Origin of the sequence: Roseovarius sp. 217 (assembly GCF_000152845.1) — a bacterium.
Lineage (GTDB): Bacteria > Pseudomonadota > Alphaproteobacteria > Rhodobacterales > Rhodobacteraceae > Roseovarius.
This window is the reverse complement of sequence record NZ_CH902584.1, coordinates 1,484,823-1,509,457: the sequence shown is the minus strand read 5'-3', so window position 1 is coordinate 1,509,457 and position 24,635 is coordinate 1,484,823. Positions and strand designations below refer to the sequence as shown.

At 60.3% G+C, this 24,635-nt stretch carries 25 protein-coding genes and 1 tRNA gene; 18 read left to right on the top strand and 8 right to left on the bottom strand.

Annotated features, from left to right (window positions below; all coding sequences use genetic code 11):
• The first annotated feature begins 121 nt into the window (after positions 1–121).
• From cysQ to ROS217_RS07140, 5 genes are all read left to right on the top strand, one after another.
• A complete protein-coding gene (gene cysQ / locus ROS217_RS07160) occupies positions 122–919 on the top strand; it encodes a 3'(2'),5'-bisphosphate nucleotidase CysQ (RefSeq protein ID WP_040651207.1) in 798 nt (265 codons plus the stop codon).
• Position 920: 1 nt separating this feature from the next.
• The gene (locus ROS217_RS07155) at positions 921–1,721 is read left to right on the top strand and encodes a 3-deoxy-manno-octulosonate cytidylyltransferase (RefSeq protein ID WP_040650434.1); all 801 of its coding nucleotides are present in this window, start codon (positions 921–923) and stop codon (positions 1,719–1,721) included.
• A 196-nt stretch (positions 1,722–1,917) separates the two neighbouring features.
• Complete coding sequence (locus tag ROS217_RS07150; protein WP_040650433.1) at positions 1,918–2,811, top strand: UTP--glucose-1-phosphate uridylyltransferase; 894 nt, start codon at positions 1,918–1,920, stop codon at positions 2,809–2,811.
• 21 nt (positions 2,812–2,832) lie between these two features.
• Positions 2,833–3,816 (top strand): UDP-glucose 4-epimerase GalE, encoded by a 984-nt coding sequence (gene galE / locus ROS217_RS07145; protein WP_009817026.1) that lies wholly within the window; start codon positions 2,833–2,835, stop codon positions 3,814–3,816.
• Positions 3,817–3,852: 36 nt separating this feature from the next.
• Positions 3,853–4,884 (top strand): glycosyltransferase family 2 protein, encoded by a 1,032-nt coding sequence (locus tag ROS217_RS07140; RefSeq protein ID WP_009817025.1) that lies wholly within the window; start codon positions 3,853–3,855, stop codon positions 4,882–4,884.
• Here ROS217_RS07140 and ROS217_RS07135 read toward each other — a convergent pair.
• Together ROS217_RS07135 and ROS217_RS07130 are read right to left on the bottom strand one after the other, a co-directional pair.
• Positions 4,881–5,474, bottom strand: coding sequence for an HD domain-containing protein (locus ROS217_RS07135; RefSeq protein WP_009817024.1), 594 nt, complete (start codon positions 5,472–5,474; stop codon positions 4,881–4,883). The genes ROS217_RS07140 and ROS217_RS07135 overlap by 4 nt on opposite strands.
• 30 nt (positions 5,475–5,504) lie before the next feature.
• The gene (locus ROS217_RS07130) at positions 5,505–6,443 is read right to left on the bottom strand and encodes an FkbM family methyltransferase (protein ID WP_254656385.1); all 939 of its coding nucleotides are present in this window, start codon (positions 6,441–6,443) and stop codon (positions 5,505–5,507) included.
• A gap of 147 nt (positions 6,444–6,590) precedes the next feature.
• On the opposite strand from ROS217_RS07130, the gene ROS217_RS07125 reads away from it, so the two are divergent.
• From ROS217_RS07125 to ROS217_RS07110, 4 genes are all read left to right on the top strand, one after another.
• Positions 6,591–6,902 carry a hypothetical protein gene (locus ROS217_RS07125; RefSeq protein ID WP_009817022.1) on the top strand — a complete coding sequence of 104 codons (312 nt, stop codon included), beginning with the start codon at positions 6,591–6,593 and terminating at the stop codon, positions 6,900–6,902.
• A 70-nt stretch (positions 6,903–6,972) separates the two neighbouring features.
• Positions 6,973–8,361 carry an adenosylhomocysteinase gene (ahcY, locus tag ROS217_RS07120; RefSeq protein ID WP_009817021.1) on the top strand — a complete coding sequence of 463 codons (1,389 nt, stop codon included), beginning with the start codon at positions 6,973–6,975 and terminating at the stop codon, positions 8,359–8,361.
• Between the two features lie 27 nt (positions 8,362–8,388).
• Positions 8,389–8,883 carry a DUF922 domain-containing protein gene (locus ROS217_RS07115; protein ID WP_009817020.1) on the top strand — a complete coding sequence of 165 codons (495 nt, stop codon included), beginning with the start codon at positions 8,389–8,391 and terminating at the stop codon, positions 8,881–8,883.
• Positions 8,884–9,053: 170 nt separating this feature from the next.
• A complete protein-coding gene (locus ROS217_RS07110; RefSeq protein ID WP_009817019.1) occupies positions 9,054–9,395 on the top strand; it encodes a DUF2853 family protein in 342 nt (113 codons plus the stop codon).
• A 60-nt stretch (positions 9,396–9,455) separates the two neighbouring features.
• Here the strand turns inward: ROS217_RS07110 and ROS217_RS07105 are convergent, their stop codons facing one another.
• Complete coding sequence (locus tag ROS217_RS07105; RefSeq protein WP_040651205.1) at positions 9,456–9,932, bottom strand: MarR family winged helix-turn-helix transcriptional regulator; 477 nt, start codon at positions 9,930–9,932, stop codon at positions 9,456–9,458.
• A 236-nt stretch (positions 9,933–10,168) separates the two neighbouring features.
• Here ROS217_RS07105 and ectA point away from each other — a divergent pair, with 236 nt between their 5' ends.
• From ectA to ROS217_RS07085, 4 genes are read left to right on the top strand one after another with little or no spacing between them, the layout of a single operon-like run.
• Entirely contained in the window at positions 10,169–10,699 is a 531-nt protein-coding gene (gene ectA, locus ROS217_RS07100; protein WP_441295877.1) for a diaminobutyrate acetyltransferase, read from the top strand.
• A gap of 50 nt (positions 10,700–10,749) precedes the next feature.
• Complete coding sequence (ectB, locus tag ROS217_RS07095) at positions 10,750–12,042, top strand: diaminobutyrate--2-oxoglutarate transaminase (RefSeq protein ID WP_254656383.1); 1,293 nt, start codon at positions 10,750–10,752, stop codon at positions 12,040–12,042.
• A 5-nt stretch (positions 12,043–12,047) separates the two neighbouring features.
• Positions 12,048–12,440: an ectoine synthase gene (locus ROS217_RS07090; protein WP_009817015.1), complete on the top strand. Its 393-nt coding sequence runs from the start codon at positions 12,048–12,050 to the stop codon at positions 12,438–12,440.
• 35 nt (positions 12,441–12,475) lie between these two features.
• Complete coding sequence (locus ROS217_RS07085) at positions 12,476–13,912, top strand: aspartate kinase (protein WP_009817014.1); 1,437 nt, start codon at positions 12,476–12,478, stop codon at positions 13,910–13,912.
• Positions 13,913–14,369: 457 nt separating this feature from the next.
• On the opposite strand, the gene ROS217_RS07080 is transcribed toward ROS217_RS07085, so the two are convergent.
• Genes ROS217_RS07080 through tsaD form a run of 4 tightly spaced genes read right to left on the bottom strand, consistent with a single transcriptional unit; the run spans position 14,370 to position 17,108 of the window.
• Complete coding sequence (locus tag ROS217_RS07080) at positions 14,370–14,789, bottom strand: EVE domain-containing protein (RefSeq protein ID WP_009817013.1); 420 nt, start codon at positions 14,787–14,789, stop codon at positions 14,370–14,372.
• Entirely contained in the window at positions 14,789–15,058 is a 270-nt protein-coding gene (locus ROS217_RS07075; RefSeq protein ID WP_040651203.1) for a YciI family protein, read from the bottom strand. Before ROS217_RS07075 ends, ROS217_RS07080 begins: the two co-directional genes overlap by 1 nt.
• Entirely contained in the window at positions 15,058–16,014 is a 957-nt protein-coding gene (locus ROS217_RS07070; RefSeq protein ID WP_009817011.1) for an NAD(P)H-dependent glycerol-3-phosphate dehydrogenase, read from the bottom strand. The genes ROS217_RS07075 and ROS217_RS07070 overlap by 1 nt, the downstream gene beginning before the upstream one ends.
• Positions 16,011–17,108, bottom strand: coding sequence for a tRNA (adenosine(37)-N6)-threonylcarbamoyltransferase complex transferase subunit TsaD (tsaD, locus tag ROS217_RS07065; protein ID WP_040651201.1), 1,098 nt, complete (start codon positions 17,106–17,108; stop codon positions 16,011–16,013). Before tsaD ends, ROS217_RS07070 begins: the two co-directional genes overlap by 4 nt.
• Before the next feature lie 73 nt (positions 17,109–17,181).
• Between tsaD and ROS217_RS07060 the strand changes: the two genes are divergently transcribed.
• The 4 genes from ROS217_RS07060 (at position 17,182) to ROS217_RS07045 (ending at position 20,845) form a co-directional block, all read left to right on the top strand.
• On the top strand, positions 17,182–17,916 hold the full coding sequence (locus ROS217_RS07060; protein WP_009817009.1) for a uroporphyrinogen-III synthase: 735 nt from the start codon (positions 17,182–17,184) through the stop codon (positions 17,914–17,916).
• 48 nt (positions 17,917–17,964) lie between these two features.
• The gene (locus ROS217_RS07055; RefSeq protein WP_009817008.1) at positions 17,965–19,233 is read left to right on the top strand and encodes a COG4223 family protein; all 1,269 of its coding nucleotides are present in this window, start codon (positions 17,965–17,967) and stop codon (positions 19,231–19,233) included.
• Between the two features lie 19 nt (positions 19,234–19,252).
• Entirely contained in the window at positions 19,253–20,725 is a 1,473-nt protein-coding gene (locus ROS217_RS07050) for a heme biosynthesis protein HemY (protein ID WP_009817007.1), read from the top strand.
• A 44-nt stretch (positions 20,726–20,769) separates the two neighbouring features.
• Positions 20,770–20,845 (top strand) — tRNA-Thr (locus ROS217_RS07045).
• A 400-nt stretch (positions 20,846–21,245) separates the two neighbouring features.
• Here ROS217_RS07045 and ROS217_RS07040 read toward each other — a convergent pair.
• Entirely contained in the window at positions 21,246–24,086 is a 2,841-nt protein-coding gene (locus tag ROS217_RS07040; RefSeq protein WP_157046561.1) for a hypothetical protein, read from the bottom strand.
• Between the two features lie 394 nt (positions 24,087–24,480).
• On the opposite strand from ROS217_RS07040, the gene ROS217_RS24885 reads away from it, so the two are divergent.
• Positions 24,481–24,612 carry a hypothetical protein gene (locus ROS217_RS24885; protein ID WP_009817005.1) on the top strand — a complete coding sequence of 44 codons (132 nt, stop codon included), beginning with the start codon at positions 24,481–24,483 and terminating at the stop codon, positions 24,610–24,612.
• Positions 24,613–24,635 lie beyond the last annotated feature (23 nt).

The window sequence follows — 24,635 nt, the reverse complement described above, 5'->3', positions numbered from 1 at the left end:
TGCCCTATGATTTTGTGGTCCGGGTTTCTTGCTGTCCCTGACATAGCATATCATAAGGGACATCGGGTAATCCATCGGTTAACGGCGCAAAGTGGCGTCTTGGCGGCAAAGGAGCGGCGATTTGGAGTATGACAGGCTGATCTCGGTGATGCGCAAGCTGGCGCTTGAGGCCGGAGAACGGATCATGGAGATCTATGAGGCGGATGATTTCGCGGTCAAGGTGAAGTCTGATGCAAGCCCTGTGACCGAGGCGGACGAGGCAGCCGATGCACTCATCTCGGCCGGGCTGCGCGCCGCATTTCCACAGATTGCGCTTGTGACCGAGGAACAAGCCGCGTCTCACAGCGAGACCGCAGCCACGTTTCTGATTGTCGATCCGTTGGACGGAACCAAAGAATTCATCAACCGGCGCGGCGATTTCACCGTCAATATCGCCTTTGTCGAGGCAGGTGTCCCCACACGAGGGGTGGTCTATGCCCCTGCCAAGGGACGGATGTTCTACACTCTGGCGGATGGATCGTCCGTCGAGGAAGAAGGTCCATTCGAGAGGGATGCGCCGGGCAAACTGCGCCCCGTTCGGGTGTCAGAGCCAGACAATAAAGCCCTTATGGTGGTGGCGAGCAAATCGCACCGGGATCAGGCAACCGATGATTATATTGGCAGATACGACGTCAAAGACATGACGAGCGCCGGATCTTCGCTCAAGTTCTGTCTGGTCGCGACCGGCGAGGCCGATCTCTATCCTCGTCTTGGGCGGACCATGGAATGGGACACGGCGGCAGGTCACGCGGTGCTGAATGGCGCTGGCGGTCAGGTGGTGCGCTTTGAGGATCACGCACCGCTGACCTATGGCAAGGCGGGCTTTGCCAATCCATTCTTTATCGCACTCGCCCCCGGCGTTGACCTGAAGGGTGCCTGACATGAGCGTGGCGATTGTCATTCCCGCGCGATTTGCCTCGACCCGCTATCCGGGCAAACCATTGGTGTCCCTTACAGGCGCAACGGGTGAGGCCAAGAGCCTGATCCGGCGCTCATGGGAGGCGGCCTGTCAGGTGCAGGGCGTGGACCGGGTGGTTGTGGCCACCGATGACGACCGTATTCGAAGCGCATCAGAGGCGTTTGGGGCAGAAGTGGTCATGACCTCTGAGGCCTGTGGCAATGGCACCGAACGCTGCGCCGAGGCGCTGGAGGTTCTAGGCGACGGATTTGACATCATCGTCAACCTGCAAGGTGACGCGCCCCTGACACCGCATTGGTTCGTCGAAGATCTGGTGGCAGGGCTGAGCGCCGATGCAGGGGCCGAGGTGGCGACCCCCGTGCTGCGCTGTGACGGGCGGGCACTCAACGGGTTTCTCGAGGACCGGGCCGACGGTCGGGTGGGCGGCACCACTGCGGTGTTTGGAGAAGGGGCGCGCGCGCTCTATTTCTCGAAGGAAGTGATCCCCTACACCGCGCGGCGCTATGGCACGGAGGAGGCGACGCCAGTGTTTCATCACGTCGGGGTCTATGCCTATCGCCCGCAAGCGCTGCGCGATTACGCAACCTGGCCCTGCGGCCCACTGGAACAACTGGAAGGCTTGGAGCAACTCCGATTTTTGGAGCGGGGACGCGCGGTACTCTGCGTCGAGGTCGAGGCGAAGGGGAGACAATTCTGGGAGTTGAACAACCCCGAGGATGTCCCCCGGATCGAGCGGATGATGCAAGAGATGGGGATGGCCTGAACCCCCGAACCGGACCGTTGGCGTCGGTGGAATTCTGCCGGAAAGCTGACACATAAGACAGGCTGCGTGCATTGTCCTTGCCGCGTCGGTGGGAATCTGCAATTTCATAACAATTCGCAACTTTTCCCCTTAACACGATGCAATGGTGTTTGCTGTTGTGTAGACTGTGCGGAAAAAAACGAGTTAGGAGCAGGCGATGCGTACGAAGGTTACCAAGGCAATTTTCCCAGTTGCCGGACTAGGAACACGGTTCCTTCCGGCCACCAAGTCAGTTCCCAAGGAAATCATGACTCTCGTAGACCGACCGCTTGTGCAATACGCCATCGACGAGGCGCGCGCCGCCGGGATCAAGGAATTCATCTTCATCACCTCGCGCGGGAAGGGTGCCCTGGAGGATTATTTCGACTATGCCCCCCAGCTTGAGGCGGAGTTGCGCCGCAAGGGCAAGGATGATCTGCTCGAAATCCTCAAATCCACCAATATGGACAGCGGCGAAGTGGCCTATATGCGCCAGCACAAGCCGCTGGGTCTGGGCCACGCGGTGTGGTGCGCGCGGCGGCTGATCTCGAATGAGCCATTTGCTGTGATCCTGCCGGATGACGTGATCGCGGCAGAGAAACCCTGCCTTGCCCAGATGGTTGAAGCCTTTGAGGAAACGCAGGGCAATATCGTGGCGGCGATGGAAGTGCCGGATTCAATGACAAAGTCTTACGGTATTCTCGATATCAAAGAGGACATGGGGAGCATCGTGTCGACCAAAGGCATGGTGGAGAAACCTGCTTCGGGCACGGCACCTTCAAATCTCGCGGTGATCGGCCGCTATATCCTCACACCCACAGTGTTGCAGAAACTGAACCGCAAACAGGCCGGCGCAGGTGGCGAGATCCAACTGACCGATGCGATCGACGCCGCACGCGAGGATGGCGAAGAGGTTTACGGCTTCCGCTTTCAGGGTCAGCGGTTCGATTGTGGCTCTAAAGCAGGGTTTTTGCAGGCGACGGTGGCCTTTGCATTGGCGCGCGACGACCTGCGCGACGAACTTTGGAATTACATTTCGGATGTCGTGCATTCCGAAAAAGCCGCTCAGTAACAAACCGCAAGGGAGACTGCGGTGACGCATATACTGGTCACGGGCGGCGCGGGCTATATCGGAAGTCACGCCTGCAAGGCATTGGCCGCGGCGGGATACACGCCCATCACCTATGACAATCTCAGCACAGGCTGGCAGGATGCTGTAAAGTTCGGCCCCTTCGAGCAGGGCGATCTCACGGACCGCGCGCGGCTCGATCAGGTGTTTGCCGCCTATCAGCCCGTTGCCGTGATGCATTTCGCGGCGCTCAGCCAAGTGGGCGAGAGCATGCAGAATCCGGGTCTATACTGGCACAATAACGTCGCCGGCTCCCTCAGCCTCATGCAGGCGGCGGTCGCGGCGGGCTGTCTCGATCTCGTGTTTTCGTCCACCTGCGCGACCTATGGCGATCAGGATAATGTGGTGCTGGATGAAACCTGCGCGCAGTTTCCGATCAATGCCTACGGGGCGAGCAAGCGCGCGATCGAGGATATGTTGCGCGATTTCGAGGGCGCCTATGGGCTGCGCCATGTGATCTTTCGCTATTTCAATGTGGCGGGGGCCGATCCAGAAGCGCAGGTTGGCGAATTTCACCAGCCCGAGACCCATCTCATCCCGCTGATACTGGATGCGATTGACGGTAAACGTGATGCGCTGACGATCTTTGGCACCGATTATGATACGCCTGATGGCACCTGCGTCCGGGATTATGTACATGTCTGCGATCTGGTTGATGCGCATGTTTTGGGCCTGAATTGGCTCGAAAATGGCAAAGAAAGCCGTGTTTTCAATCTCGGGACTGGCACAGGATTTTCGGTGCGTGAGGTCACGGATCAATCGGCGGCGGTGACGAACCGGGCCGTGCCGATCGTCGAGGGGCCACGGCGGCCCGGCGATTGCACGCGGCTGGTGTCGGGGTCGACCCGCGCGGTTGCGGAATTGGGCTGGAAGCCGACGCGTTCGACGCTGCCTCAGATGATCGGCGACGCGTGGCGCTGGCATCAGACTGGACATTACGACAAATAGCGCTGACTTTGCCTATTGGGGGATCACGGAGTCCGCATGGGCAGAGGTGAAAGGATCAGCGATCTGGCGATGGCCTATCGCCTGCGGTGGAGGCGGCGACGCTTGCTCTGGCGCAGCTTTCGCAAAAGACATCAATTGCACTGTGTTAGAGACGAAACGGCGCAAATCAAACCGGATGATATCCTATGCTTCAGCACGGTGCGCAATGAAGCGCTGCGTCTGCCTTACTTTCTGGAGCATCACCGGCGTTTGGGGATACGGCATTTCCTCATCGTCGAGAATGCGAGCGACGACGGCACGCGCGAGTATTTGGCCGCGCAGGCGGATGTTTCGCTCTGGACGACGCCAAGGAGCTATAAACTCTCAAGATTTGGGGTTGATTGGCTGACCTGGTTGCAAATGCGGTATGGGCATGGGCATTGGTGCCTGACACTCGATGCTGATGAGTGTCTGGTTTATCCCTATCACGACACACGCCCCCTGCCCGCGCTCTGCGCGTGGCTGGAGGATCAGAAACTGCGGTCCTTTGGCACCCTTATGCTGGATATGTATCCGCAAGGACGACTGTCAAACTATCGCTATCAGGCCGGATTAGACCCGTTTGAGACGCTGTGCTGGTTTGATGCGGGCAACTATTCCATGAAGCGCAAGGCGGATTTGCAAAACCTGTGGATTCAGGGAGGACCGCGTGCGCGGATGTTCTTTGGAGAAGACCCTGCCCGTGCGCCGACCATGGGCAAGGTGCCGCTGGTCAAGTGGGACCGACGCTATACCTATGTGAGCTCCGCGCATTCGCTGCTGCCCCGGCAATTGAATCATGTCTATGACAGCACAGGCGGCGAGATGACTTCGGGCATTCTCTTGCACAGCAAGTTTCTGAACACGGTGGTCGAGCGCGCCGCAGAAGAACAGGCGAGACAAGAGCATTTTGCCAATAGTAGTCTCTATCATGGCTATTATGACGCCTTGCAGGCTGATCCTGACCTGTGGTGCGAGGGGTCAACACAATTGACCGGGTGGCGGCAATTGGAGGCGATGGGCCTCATGTCGCGCGGCGGCTGGGTCTAGCCGATCTGAGCGATAAGCGCGTGATACCGTGCGGTATAATCTTGTCGGGTCTCGACCGGGGGGCGGAGTGTGATCCTGAGCCCCTGCAGGAGCGCAGGATCAGGTTTGCCAAAGAAACGATCAGCCTCGGCTACGGTAAAGCCTGCGATTTCAGTGGCTTCCATCCACGCACTGATTTTATCAGCCTGCTTGATCTGCTTTTTGATCGCGGGCGGGATCAAAGCGGGAAGACCGAAACGGATGTGAATGGCCGCCGCAAGGCGTTTGTCGAGGTCATCATAGCCCGGCCCGACGGCGTTCTTGACCGGGGAAATCATGTCGCCGATCACGTATTCCGGGGCGTCATGCAGCAGCGCCGCAAGCTGCCATTTGGCGGGTGTGGAGGGAGTTAGGCGGGAATAGAGTCTTTCGACCAGCAAGGAATGCTCGGCCACGGAGTAGGCGAAATCACCAAGAGTCTGCCCATTCCAGCGGGCAACAAAGCTGAGACCGTGGGCGATATCCTCGATCTCGATATCAACGGGCGTGGGATCGAGCAGGTCGAGCCTGCGGCCCGAGAGCATCTTTTGCCAGGCGCGGGGTTTGGGCATGGGGCCTCCGGAAGTGTTGGACGATCCTGCCTAGCGCGGCTGATCCGGTTTTGCAAAGCCCTGCGCGATCTGTGCCAGAAGCGGCGAGTCGGTGCGGGCGGCGAGGAAGTTGTAGCCCTTGAACGGATCGGTTTTGAGAGCGCGGATTGTGGCGGTGTCGGGCATAGAAGTAAGGCCAGTTTCGGTGGAATAGAGACTGAGTCCCGGCTGCGCCAGCAGATGCGCGCTGACGGTGCAGGCGGGGTCGTTGCCGTGATCCTCGTAGATGAGAACAGAGCCATCGGCCAAGGCGCGGGCGGCGCCGGTGATGGCGGCGATCTCGGCGCCTTCGACATCGAGCTTGATCAGGGCGGCGGTGCCGGGCGGCACGAGATCGTCGATGGCGAGGGTTGTTACAGTCTCGGTCCGGTCCTCTGTCCCGGCCGGGGTATCGCCCATCAGACGGGCAGAGGCATGGCTGAGATGGGTGTTGACGAAGGTCAGAACCTCGCCCGAGGTGGCGTGAATGGCGGCGTGATGGAGGGTGACACCGTACAATTGTGCGGCGTTACCGTACAACCGCTCAAAGGTCTGCGCCGATGCCTCGACCGCGATCACCTGCTCGAAGAGCGGCGCGGCGCGGGTGGTCCAATAGCCCATATTGGCCCCAAGGTCGCAAAAGAGCGGCGTGGCCCCGGCGGCGGCGCGCAGGACTGTGTCAACTTCGGGTTCATAGGGCGCGCGGTAGAGGGCGAAACGGGTCCAATATCCGTCATTGAGGGCGATGCGGTACGGCGCGGCATCGGCGGCATGCAGGGTCACGGCATTCTCTGGATCAAAGAGCCGTCCGAGACCGCGCGCGAAGCGCCCGTAGAGACCACGGGTGACGGCAAGCCGAAAGAGCCCCATCAGGAGGAGGTATTGCACCCGCGCGGCGGGGCTGGAGAAGGTGAGGCGATAGGGTGCTGTCATGGCGACAGAGGTAGGCAAAGCGCGCCCTCTGCGCAAACCTTAAACACATGCGCCACACGCGCTTGTGCGCGAAAATTTAGTGCAAAACGGGCGACGGATCCCCAAATTAATACCATGGGAACCGGCGCGGCCCTGCGCCAACTCTCAAGTCTGAGGAGAAAAGCCATGTTCAAACGTCTCTGTTCCACTGCACTCATCTTTGGCGCGGCAGCGCTTGCGCCGCCGTCCGCCGATGCTCAAGTGACACCCTGTCTGCCGCGCGGCGATCTGGTCGAACGGCTGGAGGGGCAATTTGACGAACATCTCGTCGGGGGCGGGCTGCAGAGCCCGCAGCAATTGCTGGAGGTCTGGGCCTCTGGCGAAACCGGGAGTTTCACCGTCTTTGTGACCCGGCCCAGCGGCGTGAGTTGTGTCATGGCCACTGGTCAGCATTGGCACACTGCGCCGCCGCGCCGTCCCGAGGAAGTCGGGGGCTAATCGCGCATTGCCCAAAGTGGGGGTGAGTGCTATCTGCCTTGCAAAATCGTCATGCAAGGAGCCACTTCAGATGGCAAAAGATTACATCGTCAAGGACATCAACCTCGCGGCATATGGGCGCAAGGAACTGGATATTGCGGAAACCGAAATGCCCGGTCTGATGGCCCTGCGCAAGGAATATGGCGAGGCCAAGCCGCTCAAGGGTGCGCGGATCGTGGGCTCTTTGCACATGACCATTCAGACCGCAGTGTTGATCGAGACGCTGGTTGATCTGGGGGCTGATGTGCGTTGGGCGTCCTGCAACATCTTTTCCACGCAGGATCACGCGGCGGCGGCGATTGCCGCAGGCGGCACCCCGGTGTTTGCGATCAAGGGGCAGAGCCTTGAGGAACATTGGGATTATCTCGACAAATCCTTCATGTTCGAGGATGGCCCGAACATGATCCTCGACGATGGCGGCGATGCCACGCTCTATGTGCTCTTGGGTGCGCGCGCCGAAGCCGGTGAGGACATCATCCCGGTTCCCGCCTCGGACGAGGAAGCGGTGATCAAGGCGCAGATTGCCAAGCGCATGAAAGCCAGCCCCGGTTGGTTCACCAAGCTGCGCGATCAGATCAAGGGCGTGTCCGAGGAAACCACGACCGGCGTGCATCGTCTCTATGATCTGCATAAGAAGGGGCAGTTGCCGTTTCCGGCGATCAATGTGAACGATTCCGTGACCAAGTCGAAGTTTGACAACAAATATGGCTGTAAAGAGAGCCTTGTGGACGGTATCCGCCGCGCCACCGACACGATGATGGCGGGCAAGGTTGCCGTGGTCTGCGGCTATGGCGACGTGGGCAAGGGATCTGCGGCCAGCCTGAGCGGGGCCGGGGCGCGCGTCAAAGTGACCGAAGTCGATCCGATCTGCGCGCTGCAGGCGGCGATGGACGGGTTTGAAGTGGTCGTGCTGGAAGATGTGGTCGGGAGCGCCGATATCTTTATCACCACCACCGGCAACAAGGACGTGATCCGCATCGAGCATATGCGCGCGATGAAGGATATGGCGATCGTTGGCAATATCGGCCATTTTGACAATGAAATTCAGGTGGCAAGCCTGAAGAACCATAAATGGACCAATATCAAGGAACAGGTGGACATGATCGAGATGCCCTCGGGCAACCGGATCATTCTACTGTCGGAAGGGCGTCTGCTGAACCTTGGCAATGCCACCGGACACCCCTCGTTCGTGATGTCCGCGTCGTTTACCAATCAGGTGCTGGCGCAGATCGAGCTTTGGACCAAGGGCGAGCAATATGGCAACGAGGTGTATGTCCTGCCTAAACATCTTGACGAGAAAGTTGCTCGGCTGCATCTTGATCGCATTGGGGTCAAGCTGACCCAATTGCGGCAGGATCAGGCGGATTATATCGGTGTTGGCACCGATGGTCCGTTCAAGCCTGAGCATTATCGGTATTGAGCATTTAGGTAATTGGATAGGAGACCGATGTTGAAGAAATGTATTCTTAATGTCGGGATCCTAGCCATTGGTCTGATGTTTGCGGTTTCTGGTGGAACACCTGCTCAGGCAAAACCAAAAGTAACCGAAACCATCAAGACCTATGCGGTATCGGCCACCTCTCTCCAAGGTTTGATACAGGAAATGGATCAAAAAGGCCCCAAGACCTATTGGGCCTTTACGGAGTGGTATGTGCGGTGGACCGGGGATTGCAAACTCAGCGTTACGGTGGACATTACCCTGCCGAAACACAAGAATCCGGAAAAAATGCCCGCTGATCTGCGCCAGAAGTTCGACACCATGCTTGCCGCGCTCACAGCGCATGAGCGCCAGCATGGCCGTCACGGTATCGAGGCCGCCCAAGAGATTGAACGCGCCGCCTGTGTCGGCGGTGACGCAATCCTCAAGAAGTACAACGCCATCGACGTCACGTTCGACAAGAAAACCGATCACGGTCGCAAGCAGGGCGTGGCGCTAAACTAGATCCTTGCCCACTGTCATCGGCGGATTCTGTTGGGTTCTCGCCCATGGGGAGCGTTTAGGAAAATTTCCCTTTGTATGGCTAATAACCCCGGCTATCGTGCCGAGAGCGTCATTTGTGAGGCTTGGTGAAACGATGGGCCGGTCATTCGCCGGAAAAAGGGAGAGAATTGATGGGAAAGCGTGACGACCTGATCGCAAAATACGCCGACGATCTGCGTAACAAGTGCAGGATGGAACCGGATATGGACCTGCTGACCAAGGTAACGATTGGTTGCGGTCCGGCGATTTACAACGCAGATTCCTCGACGGTCGCGGGCGGCCAGCCGGCGGAATTGGAAACGGTCAAGACGAATTTCCTCGTCAAGAAACTCGGGTTGGCGGATAGCCCCGCGCTGATGGATGCGATCAATCAGGTGATCGAGACCTATGGCAAATCCGAACGCAACAAATATCGCGCGGTCGTCTATTACATGCTGACCAAGCATTTCGGCAAGGAATCGGTCTACCGCTGAGGCCTTGACCCGTCATTGACAGAAGCGCCCGCCGATGTGGTGGGTGTTTTTGTTTGTCGCTCAGGAATGGTTCCGAAAGTCGCTGGTATCGAGCACCGGGGCCGCGTCGATATCCTCGGCATCGAGCAGGGTGGCGACCCGTTCAAGCGATGCCACAAGCTGCGCCTGCTCCCAATCCTCGAGCGCCTCGAACTTGCGCACATAGCGCTGTTGCAGGGCGTCGGGGGCGCGCCGGATGGTATCGCGCCCGGCCTCTGTGATCACGATATTGGTCTGGCGGCGATCCGTCTGAGACTTTTCGCGTGTGACCACGCCGTGTTTCACCAATTTATCCACCAAGGCCGTGATGGTCGCCTGAGACACGCGCATCTGCTGGGCAATCTGGGTCGCGGTGCAGCTGGTTCGGTCCGCAACGATCTGAAGCACACGGAATTGCACCGCTGTCAGCCCGGCAGCGGTGGCAAGTTTACGCCCATAGATTTCGGTCGCGCGCAAAATGCGACGCAGGGCGATCAGGCTTTGGTCTGTGCGGTCCATGCGGGCCCCTCTTGTGATGGCTGTAATGGTTGCAAAGCTGTCGCTCAATTGCAATTTCATTCCTCCTAAGAAAAATTATTTAGTTTGCTAAATAAATATATAGGGTATTTTGTGTAGAAAAATAAGGGCTTTCTTGGTAAAACCGCGCTCAGCACGTTAAAATGACTCCGAAGGTTGATTTCTAAGCTTCGATGATATATTTAGTTACACGAAGCAAATAGAGAGGTCACGCACCCATGCGACATGCAATGGAAATGTTTCGGAAAGCCATGCCAACCCTGCGCAAGCCCTCGTCAGAGGATGGCGCAGCGATTTGGGAGCTGATTCAGGCCTGCAAGCCGCTCGATGAGAATTCGATGTATTGCAATCTGATCCAATGCGATCATTTCCGTGACACCTGCATTGTGGCCGAGTTGAACGGTGACGTTGTTGGCTGGGTGTCGGCCTATATCCTGCCGGATGACCCCGAGACGTTGTTTGTCTGGCAGGTTGCCGTATCGGAAAAGGCGCGGGGCACCGGCCTTGGCACGCTGATGCTGCGTGGCCTTCTATCGCGCGAGAATTGCAAGGGCGTGAGCCGGGTGCAGACCACGATCACGCGCGACAACGGTGCAAGCTGGGCGCTGTTCCGCAAGTTTACCAATCTCAACGACGGTGAGCTGTCGAGCACGCCGTATTTCTCCAAGTCGCTGCATTTCAACGATCTGCACGACACCGAATACATGGTCACCATTGCCATGAAAGAGCGGATGAAGAAGGCGGCCTGATCACAGGCCCCCTGCCCGCCCTCTCTCCCAATCACATGAAGGAACACGTTATGACGACTGACATGTCAGCCGATCTTGCTATTTTTGAACGCCGTGAATCAGAGGCGCGCAGCTATTGCCGCAGCTTCCCCAAGTCGTTCGTCAAGGCGAAGGGGGCGGAGCTGACCGACGCCGAGGGTCGGACCTATATCGACTTTCTGGCGGGCTGTTCCTCGCTCAACTACGGCCACAATGACCCCGATATGCAATCCGCGTTGATCGCGCATATCACCGCCGATGGGATCACCCATGGTCTGGATATGCACTCTGATGCCAAAGCGGATTTTCTGCGGGCGTTCGAGGATATCATCCTGACGCCGCGTGGGATGGATTATAAGGTGATGATGACCGGCCCCACCGGCACCAACGCGGTCGAGGCCGCAATGAAGCTGGCACGCAAGGTCACGGGGCGGCGCAATATCATCGCCTTTACCAACGGATTTCATGGCATGACCATGGGCGCGCTGGCTGCCACAGGGAATGCGGGCAAGCGCGCGGGCGCGGGTGCAGTATCCTTTAGCGATGTGGCGCATATGCCCTATGAGGGTGCGTTCGGCGAGGGCGTGGACAGCCTCAGGATCATCGAGGAAATGCTGAACAACCCGTCAAGCGGTGTTGATGCGCCGGCGGCGTTCATCATCGAGCCGGTGCAGGGCGAAGGCGGGCTGAATGCGGCCTCCACCGCGTTTATGCAAGGTGTTGCGCGGCTGGCGAAAGAGCATGGCGCGCTGCTGATTGCCGATGACATTCAGGCGGGCTGTGGGCGCACGGGCAGCTTCTTTAGCTTTGAGACGATGAGCATTGAGCCGGATCTCATTCCGATGGCCAAAAGCTTTTCCGGCATGGGCCTGCCCTTTGCAGCGCTCTTGATCAAACCGGAGCATGATATCTGGGGACCGGCAGAGCATAACGGGACGTTCCGGGGCAATACCCATGCCTTTGTCACCGCGCGTGTGGCGCTTGAGAAGTTCTGGACGGATGATGCGTTCCAGAAATCTATCGCCACGAAAGCCGAGATTCTGCGCGATGGGCTGGAGCGGATCGCGGATGCGATCCCCGGCGCGCGCCTCAAGGGGCGGGGCATGATGCAGGGGGTCGATGTTGGCCGAGGCGACCTGGCCTCTGCGATTTGTGCGCGCGCCTTTGAAAAGGGGCTTATCATCGAGACATCGGGTGCGCATGATGAGGTGGTCAAGGTTCTGGCCCCGTTGACCATCCCCGAGACAAGCTTTCGCAAGGGGCTCGATATTCTGTTCGAGGCCGCGCGCGAAGTCACTCAAACCCATAAACTTGCTGCGGAGTAACAAGAATGATTGTCAGAGACTTCAACAAGATCATCGAGGAAGAACGAAGCCGCGTCGTGTCGGACGCGCAGTGGTCGAGTGTGCGGATGCTGCTGGCCGATGACGGGATGGGGTTTTCGTTCCACATCACGTTTCTGGAGCCGGGGTCGGAGCATACGTTCGAATACAAGAACCACTTTGAGAGCGTCTATTGCATGCAGGGCAAAGGCTCGATCACCGATATCGCCACGGGCGAGACGCATGAGATCAAGCCCGGTGTGATGTATGCGCTCGACAAGCATGATCGCCACATTCTGCGCGCAGAAGAAGAACTGGTCATGGCCTGCTGCTTTAACCCGCCGGTGACCGGCAAGGAAGTGCATCAGGCGGATGGCTCTTATGCGCTGGAAAGCGCCTGACAAAAGGGTTCGGGCCCTAGCCCGGATAAGGGACTATGACATTTCCAGATCATACCGTCGAGAAGATCGGCGGCACATCCATGAGCCGTGTGGGCGAGTTGCTCGACACGCTCTTTGTCGGCGACCGGACGGGTGCCGCGCTCTATCATCGGATCTTTGTGGTCTCCGCCTTTGGCGGGATCACCAACAAGCTGTTGGAGCATAAGAAATCCGGCACGCCGGGGGTCTATGCGCTCTTTGCCAATGACGATGACGATCACGGCTGGCTCGATGCGCTGACAGAGGTGGGGCGTGCGATGCGCGAGGCGCATGGTGCGATTCTGGAGCATCCCGGCGACCGCAGCATGGCGGATGAGTTTGTCCGTGAGCGGATCGAGGGGGCGCGGTCGTGCCTGTTTGATCTGCAACGGCTGTGCTCCTATGGGCATTTCCGCCTGAGCGATCACATGCTGGTCATTCGGGAGCTGCTGTCTGGTCTGGGCGAGTCGCATTCGGCATTCGTCACCACGCTCCTGTTGCAGCGGGCGGGGGTGAATGCGCGGTTCATCGACCTGAGCGGTTGGCGCGATGAGAGCGAGCATAGCCTGATCGAGCGGATCGCGGCGGGGCTGTCGGATGTGGATCTGAGCAGCGAGATGCCGATTGTCACAGGCTATGCGCAATGCACCGAAGGGCTGATGCGCGAGTTTGACCGGGGGTATTCCGAGGTGACATTCGCCACGATCGCCGCCCATACGGGGGCGAAAGAGGCGATCATCCACAAGGAATTCCACCTGTCCTCGGCGGACCCCAAGCTGGTGGGCGAGGGTGCTGTGCGCAAGCTGGGTCACACCAATTATGATGTTGCCGATCAGCTGTCGAACCTCGGGATGGAGGCGATCCATCCCAAGGCGGCCAAGACGCTGCGGCAGGCGGATGTGGCCCTGCGGGTGACGAATGCGTTTGATCCGGGCGATCCCGGGACATTGATCGACGATCAGCCGACCGATGCCCCGAGTGTTGAAATCGTGACCGGATTGAAGGTCGTGGCGCTGGAACTCTTTGAGCAGGATATGGTGGGTGTCAAAGGCTATGATGCAGCCATTCTGGAGGCGCTCAAGCGACATAATGTCTGGATCGTGTCCAAGACATCCAACGCCAATACGATCACGCATTATGTGCATGCCTCGCTCAAGGTGGTGCGGCGCGTGGCGCGCGATCTGGAAGAGATCTATCCCTCGGCTGAAGTTTCGGCGCGGACGCTGTCAGTGGTGTCGCCCATCGGGCGCGACCTCAGCGGTTTGCGGGTGCTGAGCCGGGGTCTTGCGGCATTGGAAGAGGCCGGGATCGAGGTGATTGCCGCGCATCAGACGCCGCGCAGTGTGGATGTGCAGTTTGTCCTTGGGTCCAAGGATATGGAGGCGGGGATTACCGCGCTGCATCGGTCCTTGATCGAAGGCGAGGGGGCGCAGGTCCCTAGCAAGGCCGCCTGAGCGCGGCCTGTCCTTAAATTGAAATGAATGCGCGGCATTCGCCATTTGGCGGGGCCGCGCATTTGTCGTAGGGTGGATGTATTCGGGCCAGTATGGCCGAGACCTGATCAAGTTACACGTGTGGTGCGTAGGGAGCACGTGGGGGACGGAGGGTGTCGGCATCTGCTGGCATCCTCCGTTTGGGTTTTTGGTTTCGATGCGTGCGGGGATGGTTTTGGGCGTGAGCTGACATTGACCATGGTGATAAGCCGCGCGGTCGCTGGGCCGGGGACTAGCGATGCAACGGCAGAATTTGCCACTTTATACCCGAAAACTCCGTATGACTTCAATGAGTTGCGCGACGCCTCAAAATCGCTAGGCCGCGGGACGGCCCAGCGATCGCGCGGCGGCGCTACGCGCCTTGATTCCGCGCTTTGGGGATTGGGCGGATGTCAGCAACAGGCCCGCCCCAGCCCTCTTACACCTTCAATCCCGCCATATCGCAGATGATGCGCCATTGCTCGGCGGTGACCGGCTGCACCGAGAGGCGGGAGTTTTTCACGAGGATCATTTCGGCAAGGCGCGGGTCGGATTTGATCGTGTCGAGCGTGACGGGTGTCCTGGCCGTCTCAATCGCCTTGATGTCCACGCATTCCCATCGGGGATCGTCGGATTTGCTGTCGGGATGCGCCGTGGCGATCACCTCAACGATCCCGACCACGGCCTTTTCTGTCTGGCTGTGATAGAAGAAGCCGCGATCCCCAATCGCCATGTCGCGCATGAAATTGCGGGCCTGATAGTTGCGCACGCCGTCCCATTCCTCGCCCGCGTCGCCCTTGGCCAACTGGTCCTGCCAGCCCCAGGTGGAGGGTTCGGATTTAAACAGCCAATACTGCATCAGATCACCTTTTTCCACGGGATCAACTCGACATTGGCGAAGAGCCCGGCCTTGGCATAGGGGTCGCCCGCCGCCCAATCCTGCGCGGCCTGCATATCGGCCACGTCGAGGATCACGAGCGAGCCGATCATCTGGCCTGCGTCATCGAGCAGGGGACCGGCCTGAGACACAACGTCGGTCTCTTTGAGATAGGCGACATGCGCGTCGCGGGTGTCGAGGCGGGTTTGCAGGGCACCGGGTTTGTCGCGGGCTATGAGGGCAATAAGCATCATTCTTCCTTTAAGGGGCGTGACAGCAGCATATCCATCGCCTGCGTCACGCGCAATTCGCCTGTGACGAGCGCGGTGACGGCATGGGTGATGGGCATATCGAGATGAAGGGACCGGGCGCGCTGGAGGACGGCGCGGGCGGTTGCCGCGCCTTCGACGGTGATCGAGGGGTCGAACTCCGTGCCGTCTCCGATGCTCTGGCCATAGCGGTAGTTGCGGGATTGGGCAGAGGTGCAGGTCAGCGCCAGATCACCAAAGCCGGAGAGGCCGGCGAGAGTCTGAGGCTCGGCACCAAGCGCGCGTGCGAGGCGGTTCATTTCGGCAAAGCCACGGGTCATCAGCGCCGCGCGGGCGCTCTCACCCAGACCGGCGCCCATGACCGCGCCGCAAGCGATGGCGATCACGTTCTTGAGCGCGCCACCAAGGTCAGCGCCGATGGTGTCGGTGGTGCGGTAGAGCCTTAGGGTTGGTGTGGTCAGGGCACGTTGCAGGGAGTGGCCGGTGCTGTCATCGGCACAGGCCAGCGTGAGGGCGGTGGGCAGGCCAAGCGCGATGTCGCGGGCAAAGCTGGGGCCGGTCAGGATGGCGGGCGTCGCATCGGGGCAGGCTTGCGCGATGAGCGAGGTGGGGCCGAGGCCCGTGGCAAGGTCCATGCCCTTGCAGCAGGCGACGAGAGGGCGGATGGCCAACGCGCTGTGATGCGCGGACAGGAACGCGCCAAGCGTCTGCATCGGCACGGCAAGCAGGCAGGGCGATGTGCCGCCCGGCAATGGGCCCGTGATCACGGTCACATTGTCTGGCAGGGGAATGTCTGGCAGGCGTCTGGCGTTCTGGCGGGTGGCCTGCATCTCTGCCGCGTGATCTGCGTCGCGCGCCCAGAGGGTGACGGGGCCGTTTTGCGCCAATGTCACGGCGAGGGCCGTGCCGAATGCGCCTGCGCCACAGATGAGGATCATGCCTTGGCTCCCTTTTTGCCGCTTCCCAGCATGGCAGGGCTGGTGTGATCCAAGGGCCAGCGCGGGCGGGCGGCAAGGGTCATGTCATGACGGCGGCCAAGTGCGTAAAGCTCGGCCCCGGCATAGGCGATCATCGCGGCATTGTCGGTGCAGAGCGCCAGCGGGGGCGCGACAAAGGTCACGCCCAGTTCGGCGGCACCAGTCTCTAACCTGGCGCGAATGGCGGTATTTGCGGCGACACCCCCGGCGACGGCGATGACCGGATGCTCTGGGCTATCGGCGAGATAAATCGTCAGCGCGCGGCGGGTCTTTTCGGCCAGCACGTCGCGCACGGCGGCCTGAAACCCGGCGCAGAGATCGGCGCGGTCCTGACGTGTCAGGCCGGATTTCTCGGCCACGACTTCATCGCGGGCGCGCAGGAGCGCGGTTTTCAGGCCGGAAAAGGACATGTCGCAGCCGGGACGGTCCAGAAGCGGCCGGGGAAAGCGGAAGCGGGTGGGATCACCTTGGGTCGCCTCGCGCTCGACGTGCGGGCCACCGGGCTGAGGCAGGCCCAAGAGGCGCGCCGTCTTGTCGAAGGCCTCGCCGGGGGCGTCGTCAATGGTGCCGCCGAGACGGGTGAAATCATCCGCGCCGCGCACGATCAGGAACTGGCAATGCCCACCCGACACAAGCAGCATGAGGTAGGGATAGGTCACGCCATGCGTGAGACGCGGGGTTAGCGCATGGCCCGCAAGGTGATTGACGCCGATCAAGGGAATGCCTGCGCCCGCCGCGATGCCCTTGGCGCACATGACACCGGCGATCACCCCGCCAATGAGGCCCGGACCAGAGGTGACGGCGACGGCCTGCACATCGCGCAGTGTCAGATGCGCCTGTGCCAACGCCTCGCGCACGCAAATATCGAGTTTCTCGGCATGGGCGCGGGCGGCGATTTCGGGCACGACACCGCCGAAATCGGCATGGAGCGCGGTTTGGCCATGCACCACCGAAGACAGGATTGCGGGCACGCCATCGGGGTCAATACGCAGCAGAGCGGCGGCGGTATCGTCGCAGCTGCTCTCAAGTCCGAGGAGGATCAAAGGCTCTGTCATCATGCCCATGCGTTGCGTGACGGGTGGAAGGCAGGTAACACCGAATGAGGCAGGCAACAACTCTGGATGGGCCATGAGCGTTACGATCCTGATCACCCGGCCCGAAGCCGAGGCCAGTCGTATGGCCGAGCGGCTAGAAGAGGTCTTGGGCGACGGCGTGGCTGTGGTGGTCTCGCCCCTCTTGCGGATCGAATACGACGGGGCTTTGCCGGACTTGTCGGGGGTGAACGTCCTGATTTTCACCTCGCGGCACGGGGTCGAGGGATTCTGCCGCCTGAGCCGTCGGCGCGATTTTACCTGCTACGCGGTGGGGGATGCCACGGCAGAGGCGGCGCGGACGTATGGATTGCCTGCAATCTCTGCCGGAGGTGATGCCACGGCGCTGCTCGCCCGCATCGCGAAGGACGGGACGCAGGGCCCGTTTCTGCATCTGCGTGGGGCGCATGTGGCGGCGGATGTGGCGGGAGCCCTCGGCGCGGCCGGGCATGATGCACAGGATGTTGTGGTTTACGATCAGGTCGAGGCGACGTTGAGCGCGCAGGCGCGGAACGTGTTGAGGGGTGCGGGCGTTGTCATTGTGCCTCTGATGTCGCCACGCTCTGCGCGGATTTTCTTTGATCAGGCGGGGCGGATCACAGCACGGTTGTGCATCGCGGCCATAAGCCGCAAGGTGGCAGCAGCGGTGCCGGAGGGTGCGGCGACGCTGGTCGATATTGCGCAAACGCCGGATCTGCCGGGTATCCTTGCGGTTGTGCAAGGGCAAGTCGGCGCGGCCAAGCGGCTTGAGGGTGGAAAACGAGCGCTGTAAGGTCAAGTTGACAGGGACGCATCGTGAGATTCGAAAGGGTGGCGCAAGGTGGCCGATAAGAAGAAAGCTGCAAAGGGCAAGACCGAAGCGGACGCGCTGTCTGATGCGGTCGATCCGGTAACAGAGGCAGCACCGGAGCCTGAGACGCAGGACGCGCCGACCGATCCTGTCGCGCGAGATTTGGCGGAGACCGATGAGGACCATCCCAAAACCTCGGATGCGCCAGACCCTGCGGCGGGCGATGACGAGATGTCGGACGGGCTGACGGAGGCCGCAGAGGCCCGCGAGCCTGAGGTAGTGGAATTTGAGAGCGACACCAGGGCAGACGTACCCGGCGCCATTTATGCCCGGACGGAAGAGGCAGAGCCGCAGCACGCCGCCATGGTGAAGACCGAACAGGTGTTTGTCCGACAAGGTGGCTTCTGGTCGATGCTGCTGGGCGGTGTAGTGGCGGCGGGTGTGGGCGTGGCCGCCGCGCCCTATGTGCTTCCACCCGCGTGGTTCTCTAACTCCGACGAGGGTGTCGAGGCAGCGTTGAGCGCACAGAATGAGCGGCTCGCGGCGTTGAGCGCCGAGGTGCAAGGGCTGGAGACCCCACCAGACCTGAGCGGAGAGATGGGCGGGCTGAGTGAAACGCTGACAGCGCTTACAGGGCAGATTTCGGAGCTGGAAGGTCGTCTTTCGGCGCTTGAAGAACGCCCTGCGGCGCAGGGCGATAGCGTGCCTGCGGCCGAGTTGGAGGATTTGCGCGCGGCGCTCGCGGCGCAGGCGTCAGAAATCGAAGCGTTGCGCGGGGCCGCGGATGCGGAAGAGGCCGCTGCGCGCGACAGCGCAATGGCCGCGCTGCGCCGCGCCGCGCTCACTCGGGTGATGACCGCGCTGGACAGCGGCAGCGATTTTGCCCCGGCGCTGACCGATTTGCGCGACACCGGGGCCGAGGTGCCCGATGTACTGGCCGATCAGGCCGATACTGGCGTGCCGACGCAGGCCGCTCTGGTCGAGAGCTTCCCCGAGGCGGCGCGCGCGGCGCTGGCCACGGCACGCGCTGAAAGCGGCGATACGGTGGCCGGGGTCGGCGGCTTTCTCAAGAGCCAGCTGGGCATCCGGTCACTGAACCCGCAGGAGGGCGATGATCCCGACGCGGTGCTCTCGCGTGCCGAGGCGGCATTGACCGAGGAGCGTCTGGCGGATGCGCTGGCCGAGATCGAAAGCCTGCCCGAGGCCGCGCGCGCGACCATGCAGGACTGGGTTGCCGAGGCCACACGCCGCCAAGAGGCGCTGTCCGCCGCAGAGGCTCTGGCCGGAACATTGAATTGAGTTAGAAAAGGCGAGCGCCATGCTTTGGTCGATTATCAAGATTGCGGTTTTCATTGCCCTCGTGGCGGGCGTGACGCTGGGCGCGAGTTTCCTGCTCGAACTGGATGGCGGCGTGCGTATCGTGATGGCAGGGGTCGAGATCAACCTGACCCCGATCAAGGCGGTGATTGCGCTGGGTGTGCTGGTCTTTGCCATTTGGCTCTTGATGAAACTGACCGGGCTCTTGGTGGCGTCGCTCAAGTTCATCAATGGCGATGAAACCGCGCTGTCGCGCTATTTCGACCGCAGCCGTCAGGACAAGGGCTATCGCGCGCTGTCCGAGGGGATGCTGGCGCTCGCCTCTGGCGAGGGGGAGGTGGCGATGGCGCAGGCCGCCAAGGCCGAGAAATATCTGCGCAAACCGGCGCTGACCAATCTGATCACCGCGCAGGCCGCCGAGATGGCGGGCAACCGCAGCAAGGCCGAAGAGGTCTACAAGCGCCTTTTGACCAATGAGAAAACCCGCTTTGTCGGGGTACGCGGCATCCTGCGGCAAAAGCTGGCCGAGGGTGATACCGAGACCGCGCTGAAACTGGCCAAGACCGCCTTTACGCTCAAGCCACGCCATGCTGAGGTGCAGGATACCTTGCTCGACTTGCAGGCCAAGACGTCGGATTGGAAAGGCGCGCGCGAAACGCTGAATGCCAAGCTGAAATACGGCAACCTGCCGCGCGATGTGCACAAGCGGCGCGATGCGGTGCTGGCGCTCTCCGAGGCGCGCGATGTGCTGGATGAGGGCAAGACCATCGAGGCGCGCGAGGCTGCCATCGAGGCCAATCGCCTCTCGCCGGATCTGATCCCGGCGGCCGTGCTGGCGGCGCGCGGCTATATTGACCAAGGCAATACCCGCAACGCGCTGCGCGTCATCAACAAGGCCTGGCTGGTGCACCCGCATCCCAATCTGGCCGCGGTCTTTGCCGCGATCGAGCCGGACGAGACACCGAACCAACGGCTCAAGCGCTTTGCCAAGCTATTGAAAGTGCATCCCGATCACCGCGAGACGCGGCTGCTGGCGGCCGAACTCAACCTTGCCGCTGAGGACTTTCCGGCTGCGCGCCGCGCGCTGGGCAATTTGGCCGAGGTCGAGCCGGACGCACGTGCGGTGACGATCATGGCGGCGATCGAGCGGGGCGAAGGCGCGCCCGATGCGGTGGTCAAGGGCTGGCTGGCGCGGGCCTTGTCCGCCCCCCGCGGACCGCAATGGGTCTGTGATAAATGCCAGCATATCCATGTTGAATGGTCCCCCACCTGCGAAAATTGCAACTCCTTTGACACATTGAGCTGGCGCGCGCCGCCGAACAGCACAATCGCCACGCCGACAGGCCTGGAAATGCTGCCGCTGATCGTGGGAGCGCTGGACGAGCCGCACAAGGAAGCGGCGAAGGAGATGGACGACACGGTCGTCGATGCCGAGATCGTGGCGGAAGAGGACGAGGTAAAGCTCGAAAAATAGGGCTTTTCCCCTGCCATACGCGATGCTATAGCGCCGCCACCGGGGCCGCTGTAGCTCAGCTGGTAGAGCACGTCATTCGTAATGATGGGGTCGGGGGTTCGAGTCCCTTCAGCGGCACCAGAAATATCGCCATAACAAACTGATTTTATTGGCGTTTATCCTGTTCCATTGCGCCTGTGTTATGCACGCCCGTATACACAACGGGGTTAGCATATGCGGAGTTTTGCGGTGAAACACGTCCAAGTTCCCACGAGGGATGGGCCCTAGGTCTATAAGCGGCGGGTGCCGGTTGCCCTAGCGGGACTAATCGAGAAGCCGCACGTCATAAAGACACTCGGCCATACAGAGGCGGAGGCACTGATCGCCTAAGCACCTTGCGGTCCTACGTCTGCTCCGCGACGTCCTCCACATGGACCTTGCCATACGGCGCAGTTCCGAAAAGACTATCGTCTGAACGACATGGCCGGAGACTATGACAAGGTTCGGGCCTGATCGTACAATTAACCCGACACGCTCCGCCTCAGAGCGCATTGAATGCTCGGCTGGCGGCTTCAAATCCCGAATGCAGCGTATTGAACTTCTGTTCTGCGGCCCCTTTAGCGGTTTCGGCAATCGTCACGAGACTTTCTGCCGTCACCTTTACCGCTTCGAATTTTGGAATGGTTTTGTCGCGCAGTTTCTGCATATCGTCAGACAAGGGTGTGGGGGCCGATGACACCTCTGACCTCATGGTCGTCAGGGTGTTTTCTGTTTTGGCAGCAGAAAGGCGCGCCAGCCGTTCACGGTTTCTCGCGTCCCTTAAATCAATCAGCGCGCCCAGGCGGTCCCGCTCGGCCTGACGCATAGTTTCTTGCGCAGCCGCCTTTGTCGCAGCTGCCCTGAGCGCCACCTTGTCGGATGTGTCCTCGGCCTCTGCCTTTTCAGCGGCGACCGCGGCAGCCGACGCTTCCATCACGGAGCGGGCCAATGCGATGTTTGCATCGTCCAATTTTTTCTGTCTTTGATCGTCCACTCTGGCGCTTTTGAGTTGGCTTTTCAGCTTTTCGTTTGCGGCACGGGCCGAATTCAACTGTGTTTCAAGGGCAGCGATGTCATCGGCGGCTTTGGTCACTGCAGACTGGTCTGACGGGTCCGTTTTCGCGGCCTCCGCCTTGCGCTTTTGCAAATCCTTATGCAGGGTGTTCAGCTTGTCATTGGCCGCGTCGCGCCGGGACTGCAGACGGACAAGGGTTTCGGCACGGAACTCCGCATCGTCTTCAAACATCGCTTCAACGCCATCAATCTCGGCGGACCATTGCGCTTTGGCGGCGTCAAGCGCATCGGGGCTGCTGTCCAGCGCCGTGCGCAGCGCGTCTTTCCGCTCGGTGCGCTCGTTGGCGACTTCGGTATCGGTCGGGGTTGTTGACAACGCCTGCTGGTCCTTGACCTCCTGCACAAGGGATTCCGCAAGCGATGCCTTGTCCGCGAGGATTTTAAGCTCTTTCGTAATCTCGGCAAAAGCTGCGCTTTTTTCGCCCCGAGTCTTTTCGGCCTGAACGGCCTTGTTCGCTGTGGGGTCGTCTGTTTCATCCCGGGCAGCATCAAAGGCTGCATCGAACTTGGCTTTGGCTTCATCGCGACGTTGCGTTTGCGGGGTGACCTGTGGCCGCAATTTCCCCAGATGTTCGTCGCAGACGTCTCTCAACTTCTTTTGGGTTGCGATCTTGTTTTCTGCCAGTGCCAGTGCTTCCAAGGCTTTCTGATAGGCCTCTGCAGTGGATTGTTTGGTTGGATCATCTGCTGCTGTCTCATAGGCAAGTTTCTTGGTTCCAAGGTCTGTTTCCAGACCTGCAAGCAAGGCAGTGGTGTCCGTCATGGCCGTGTCGGCAGCAGCGCGATGCGTTTCAACGCTGACAATCGAGTCCGTAATGCTTTTCAGTTCTGCCTCTTCCGCAGCCAAGGTCCGCGTCGCAACCGCCAAGGCAAGAAGCTGCAGACCGCCGGGATCTTGTGTCGCAAGTTGATGAATTTCATCCTTAGCTGCGTCATACTCGGCCTGTTTGGTGGCCAGTTCACCGCTCCGGTTCAGAATAGCCGCGTCCGAGGCCGCACGTGCATCTGTCGCAGCCGTTTGTGCCGCATTCAGGGCGTCAGCCTGAGCTGTCGCGCGCTGGGTGGCGAGATTTTCCGCGGCGTTATTTTTTTCAAATGACTCCGCAGTTACGTTGGCGTCTGGGAAGGCTGTGATCGTCCGAAACGACCCGTCAGGCAAGGTTTCGATGATGATCCGGGACTGTTTGATATCGCGCTGGATCAGGATTGCCTCGGCGCGGACCTTGATCTCGGCGTTCTTTGCTGTCGCGGTCCCGGTGTTCAGCGTGTTATGGAAGGCGTTTCTGCTGGACAGGGCCGTCTGTGCCCCGGACACAGGCGCGCTGAGTGTCTGCCCGCCAGAATTCTTTTCCAGCATGGCAGCTTCACCCACAGAAACATCACCCGTTCGCGCGAGGGTTTTGACCACAAACGTGTCACCACTGTTCGCCTGATTGTACATGCTGCTTTCATGTATCTGGGCCAGCGCGTCCTCGATCATGTAAAGCGCCGCTTCGCCCGAGCCGGTTCGGCTGGCTCCGGTCGCATAATGCGGCCCCGCCACCCCCACTTTGGGAACATTTGCATTGACCGGATCTCCGGTCACGCCGCCAGCGGTGTCGCTGCGGGTTGTGATGGGGACCACATCTGTGGGGAGAAGCGTCGATGGCAATGGATCATCGGGCGCAAACCCGGTGGCGATACGGGTGATGTGTTGCTCAATCGTCGTGGCTGGGCCATGGCGGGACGCATGGTGGGCAAGCGACCCCTGATTTACCCGGCTCGCCATATCGGCAATGGCAATGTTTGTGGCCATGCGCTTGCTGTGCCCGTTCGTGGTTTCTTCGGCCTCGCGTTTGGCGATGATTTCATCAGCGACATACCGTTGCATGGCCCGCTGTTTTTCCAGCTTGGCCTTGGCCGCATCGACGACCAGTGCGTCCGTTGCATCCGTTGGCTCGCGGCGGGCGTCCTTGTATTCTTGCTCGGTGACTGGAGCGAGCTTCAGCACGATCTGGTTGGCGTTCAGCCCGTCCTCGTCCCGCAACAAGATATCCTGCAAGTGCTTTTCGCGGCGGTCCTCGCTGGCACTTGCCCGATCATCCAGAGGCAAACGAGTGTCCAAGACCCGGCCCGTATCGGCAAGCTTTTCTTCAAGTCCCGCCTTGGCCGTTGCCGCGCCAACGGGAATGTCGCCAAGCGTGTCGCGGGCCGCGCGTATGGTCTTCATCGCCGTCCGTTTGGAGATGTATTTTGTTACGAAATTACTTTGTTCACCTGTAAGCGGCATGGAATACGTCCTTGAATTAAAGTTCGGGGTACTTGGGAATTGGTTATCCCACACAGCAGGAGCCATTTTTGCGCGAGACTATAAGGCAATCAACTATTTTTTAAATTCTGGTATGCAACTGCGTTGAACAATCGACGCAGTTCTGAAGCGCCGCTAGACCACAGATATCATCGGGTTTGGGGCGGGGTTTGCGTCTGGGAACAAGGTTGGCCTATCGCGGCCGCCCCTTGCCGCCGCGCATGATCCTGCATATCTTGCTGCGTACAGCACCGGCATCGCGCCGTGCCTGCTGCGCCCGAGGGCTCATCGCCCTGACCCTGTCAGGCCCCCTGATCCCCTGAGCACGACCCGGCCCGGCACATTGCCCGACCGGGATCATTCAGGAGACGATCCCATGTCCAAAGGAAAGAGCCAGAGCAACCGCGAGGCAAAGAAACCCAAGAAGGAAAAGCCTAAGGTTCTCGCCACCGCGAATTCCAACAATGGCAAGAACGCCACCGTGATAGCCGGCAAATCGGTCAAGTAGCACGACCGGCATCGCCGCTCAGG

Bases quoted from the DNA above. Each gene is read 5' to 3' on its own strand.
- ROS217_RS07155 (WP_040650434.1), top strand. From the start codon at position 921: ATGAGCGTGGCGATTGTCATTCCCGCGCGATTTGCCTCGACCCGCTAT.
- ROS217_RS07150 (WP_040650433.1), top strand. From the start codon at position 1,918: ATGCGTACGAAGGTTACCAAGGCAATTTTCCCAGTTGCCGGACTAGGA.
- ROS217_RS07140 (WP_009817025.1), top strand. From the start codon at position 3,853: ATGGGCAGAGGTGAAAGGATCAGCGATCTGGCGATGGCCTATCGCCTG.
- ROS217_RS07135 (WP_009817024.1), bottom strand. From the start codon at position 5,474: ATGCCCAAACCCCGCGCCTGGCAAAAGATGCTCTCGGGCCGCAGGCTC.
- ROS217_RS07125 (WP_009817022.1), top strand. From the start codon at position 6,591: ATGTTCAAACGTCTCTGTTCCACTGCACTCATCTTTGGCGCGGCAGCG.
- ahcY (WP_009817021.1), top strand. From the start codon at position 6,973: ATGGCAAAAGATTACATCGTCAAGGACATCAACCTCGCGGCATATGGG.
- ROS217_RS07115 (WP_009817020.1), top strand. From the start codon at position 8,389: ATGTTGAAGAAATGTATTCTTAATGTCGGGATCCTAGCCATTGGTCTG.
- ROS217_RS07110 (WP_009817019.1), top strand. From the start codon at position 9,054: ATGGGAAAGCGTGACGACCTGATCGCAAAATACGCCGACGATCTGCGT.
- ROS217_RS07105 (WP_040651205.1), bottom strand. From the start codon at position 9,932: ATGGACCGCACAGACCAAAGCCTGATCGCCCTGCGTCGCATTTTGCGC.
- ectA (WP_441295877.1), top strand. From the start codon at position 10,169: ATGCGACATGCAATGGAAATGTTTCGGAAAGCCATGCCAACCCTGCGC.
- ectB (WP_254656383.1), top strand. From the start codon at position 10,750: ATGACGACTGACATGTCAGCCGATCTTGCTATTTTTGAACGCCGTGAA.
- ROS217_RS07090 (WP_009817015.1), top strand. From the start codon at position 12,048: ATGATTGTCAGAGACTTCAACAAGATCATCGAGGAAGAACGAAGCCGC.
- ROS217_RS07085 (WP_009817014.1), top strand. From the start codon at position 12,476: ATGACATTTCCAGATCATACCGTCGAGAAGATCGGCGGCACATCCATG.
- ROS217_RS07080 (WP_009817013.1), bottom strand. From the start codon at position 14,789: ATGCAGTATTGGCTGTTTAAATCCGAACCCTCCACCTGGGGCTGGCAG.
- ROS217_RS07075 (WP_040651203.1), bottom strand. From the start codon at position 15,058: ATGCTTATTGCCCTCATAGCCCGCGACAAACCCGGTGCCCTGCAAACC.
- ROS217_RS07070 (WP_009817011.1), bottom strand. From the start codon at position 16,014: ATGATCCTCATCTGTGGCGCAGGCGCATTCGGCACGGCCCTCGCCGTG.
- tsaD (WP_040651201.1), bottom strand. From the start codon at position 17,108: ATGACAGAGCCTTTGATCCTCCTCGGACTTGAGAGCAGCTGCGACGAT.
- ROS217_RS07060 (WP_009817009.1), top strand. From the start codon at position 17,182: ATGAGCGTTACGATCCTGATCACCCGGCCCGAAGCCGAGGCCAGTCGT.
- ROS217_RS07050 (WP_009817007.1), top strand. From the start codon at position 19,253: ATGCTTTGGTCGATTATCAAGATTGCGGTTTTCATTGCCCTCGTGGCG.
- ROS217_RS07040 (WP_157046561.1), bottom strand. From the start codon at position 24,086: ATGCCGCTTACAGGTGAACAAAGTAATTTCGTAACAAAATACATCTCC.
- ROS217_RS24885 (WP_009817005.1), top strand. From the start codon at position 24,481: ATGTCCAAAGGAAAGAGCCAGAGCAACCGCGAGGCAAAGAAACCCAAG.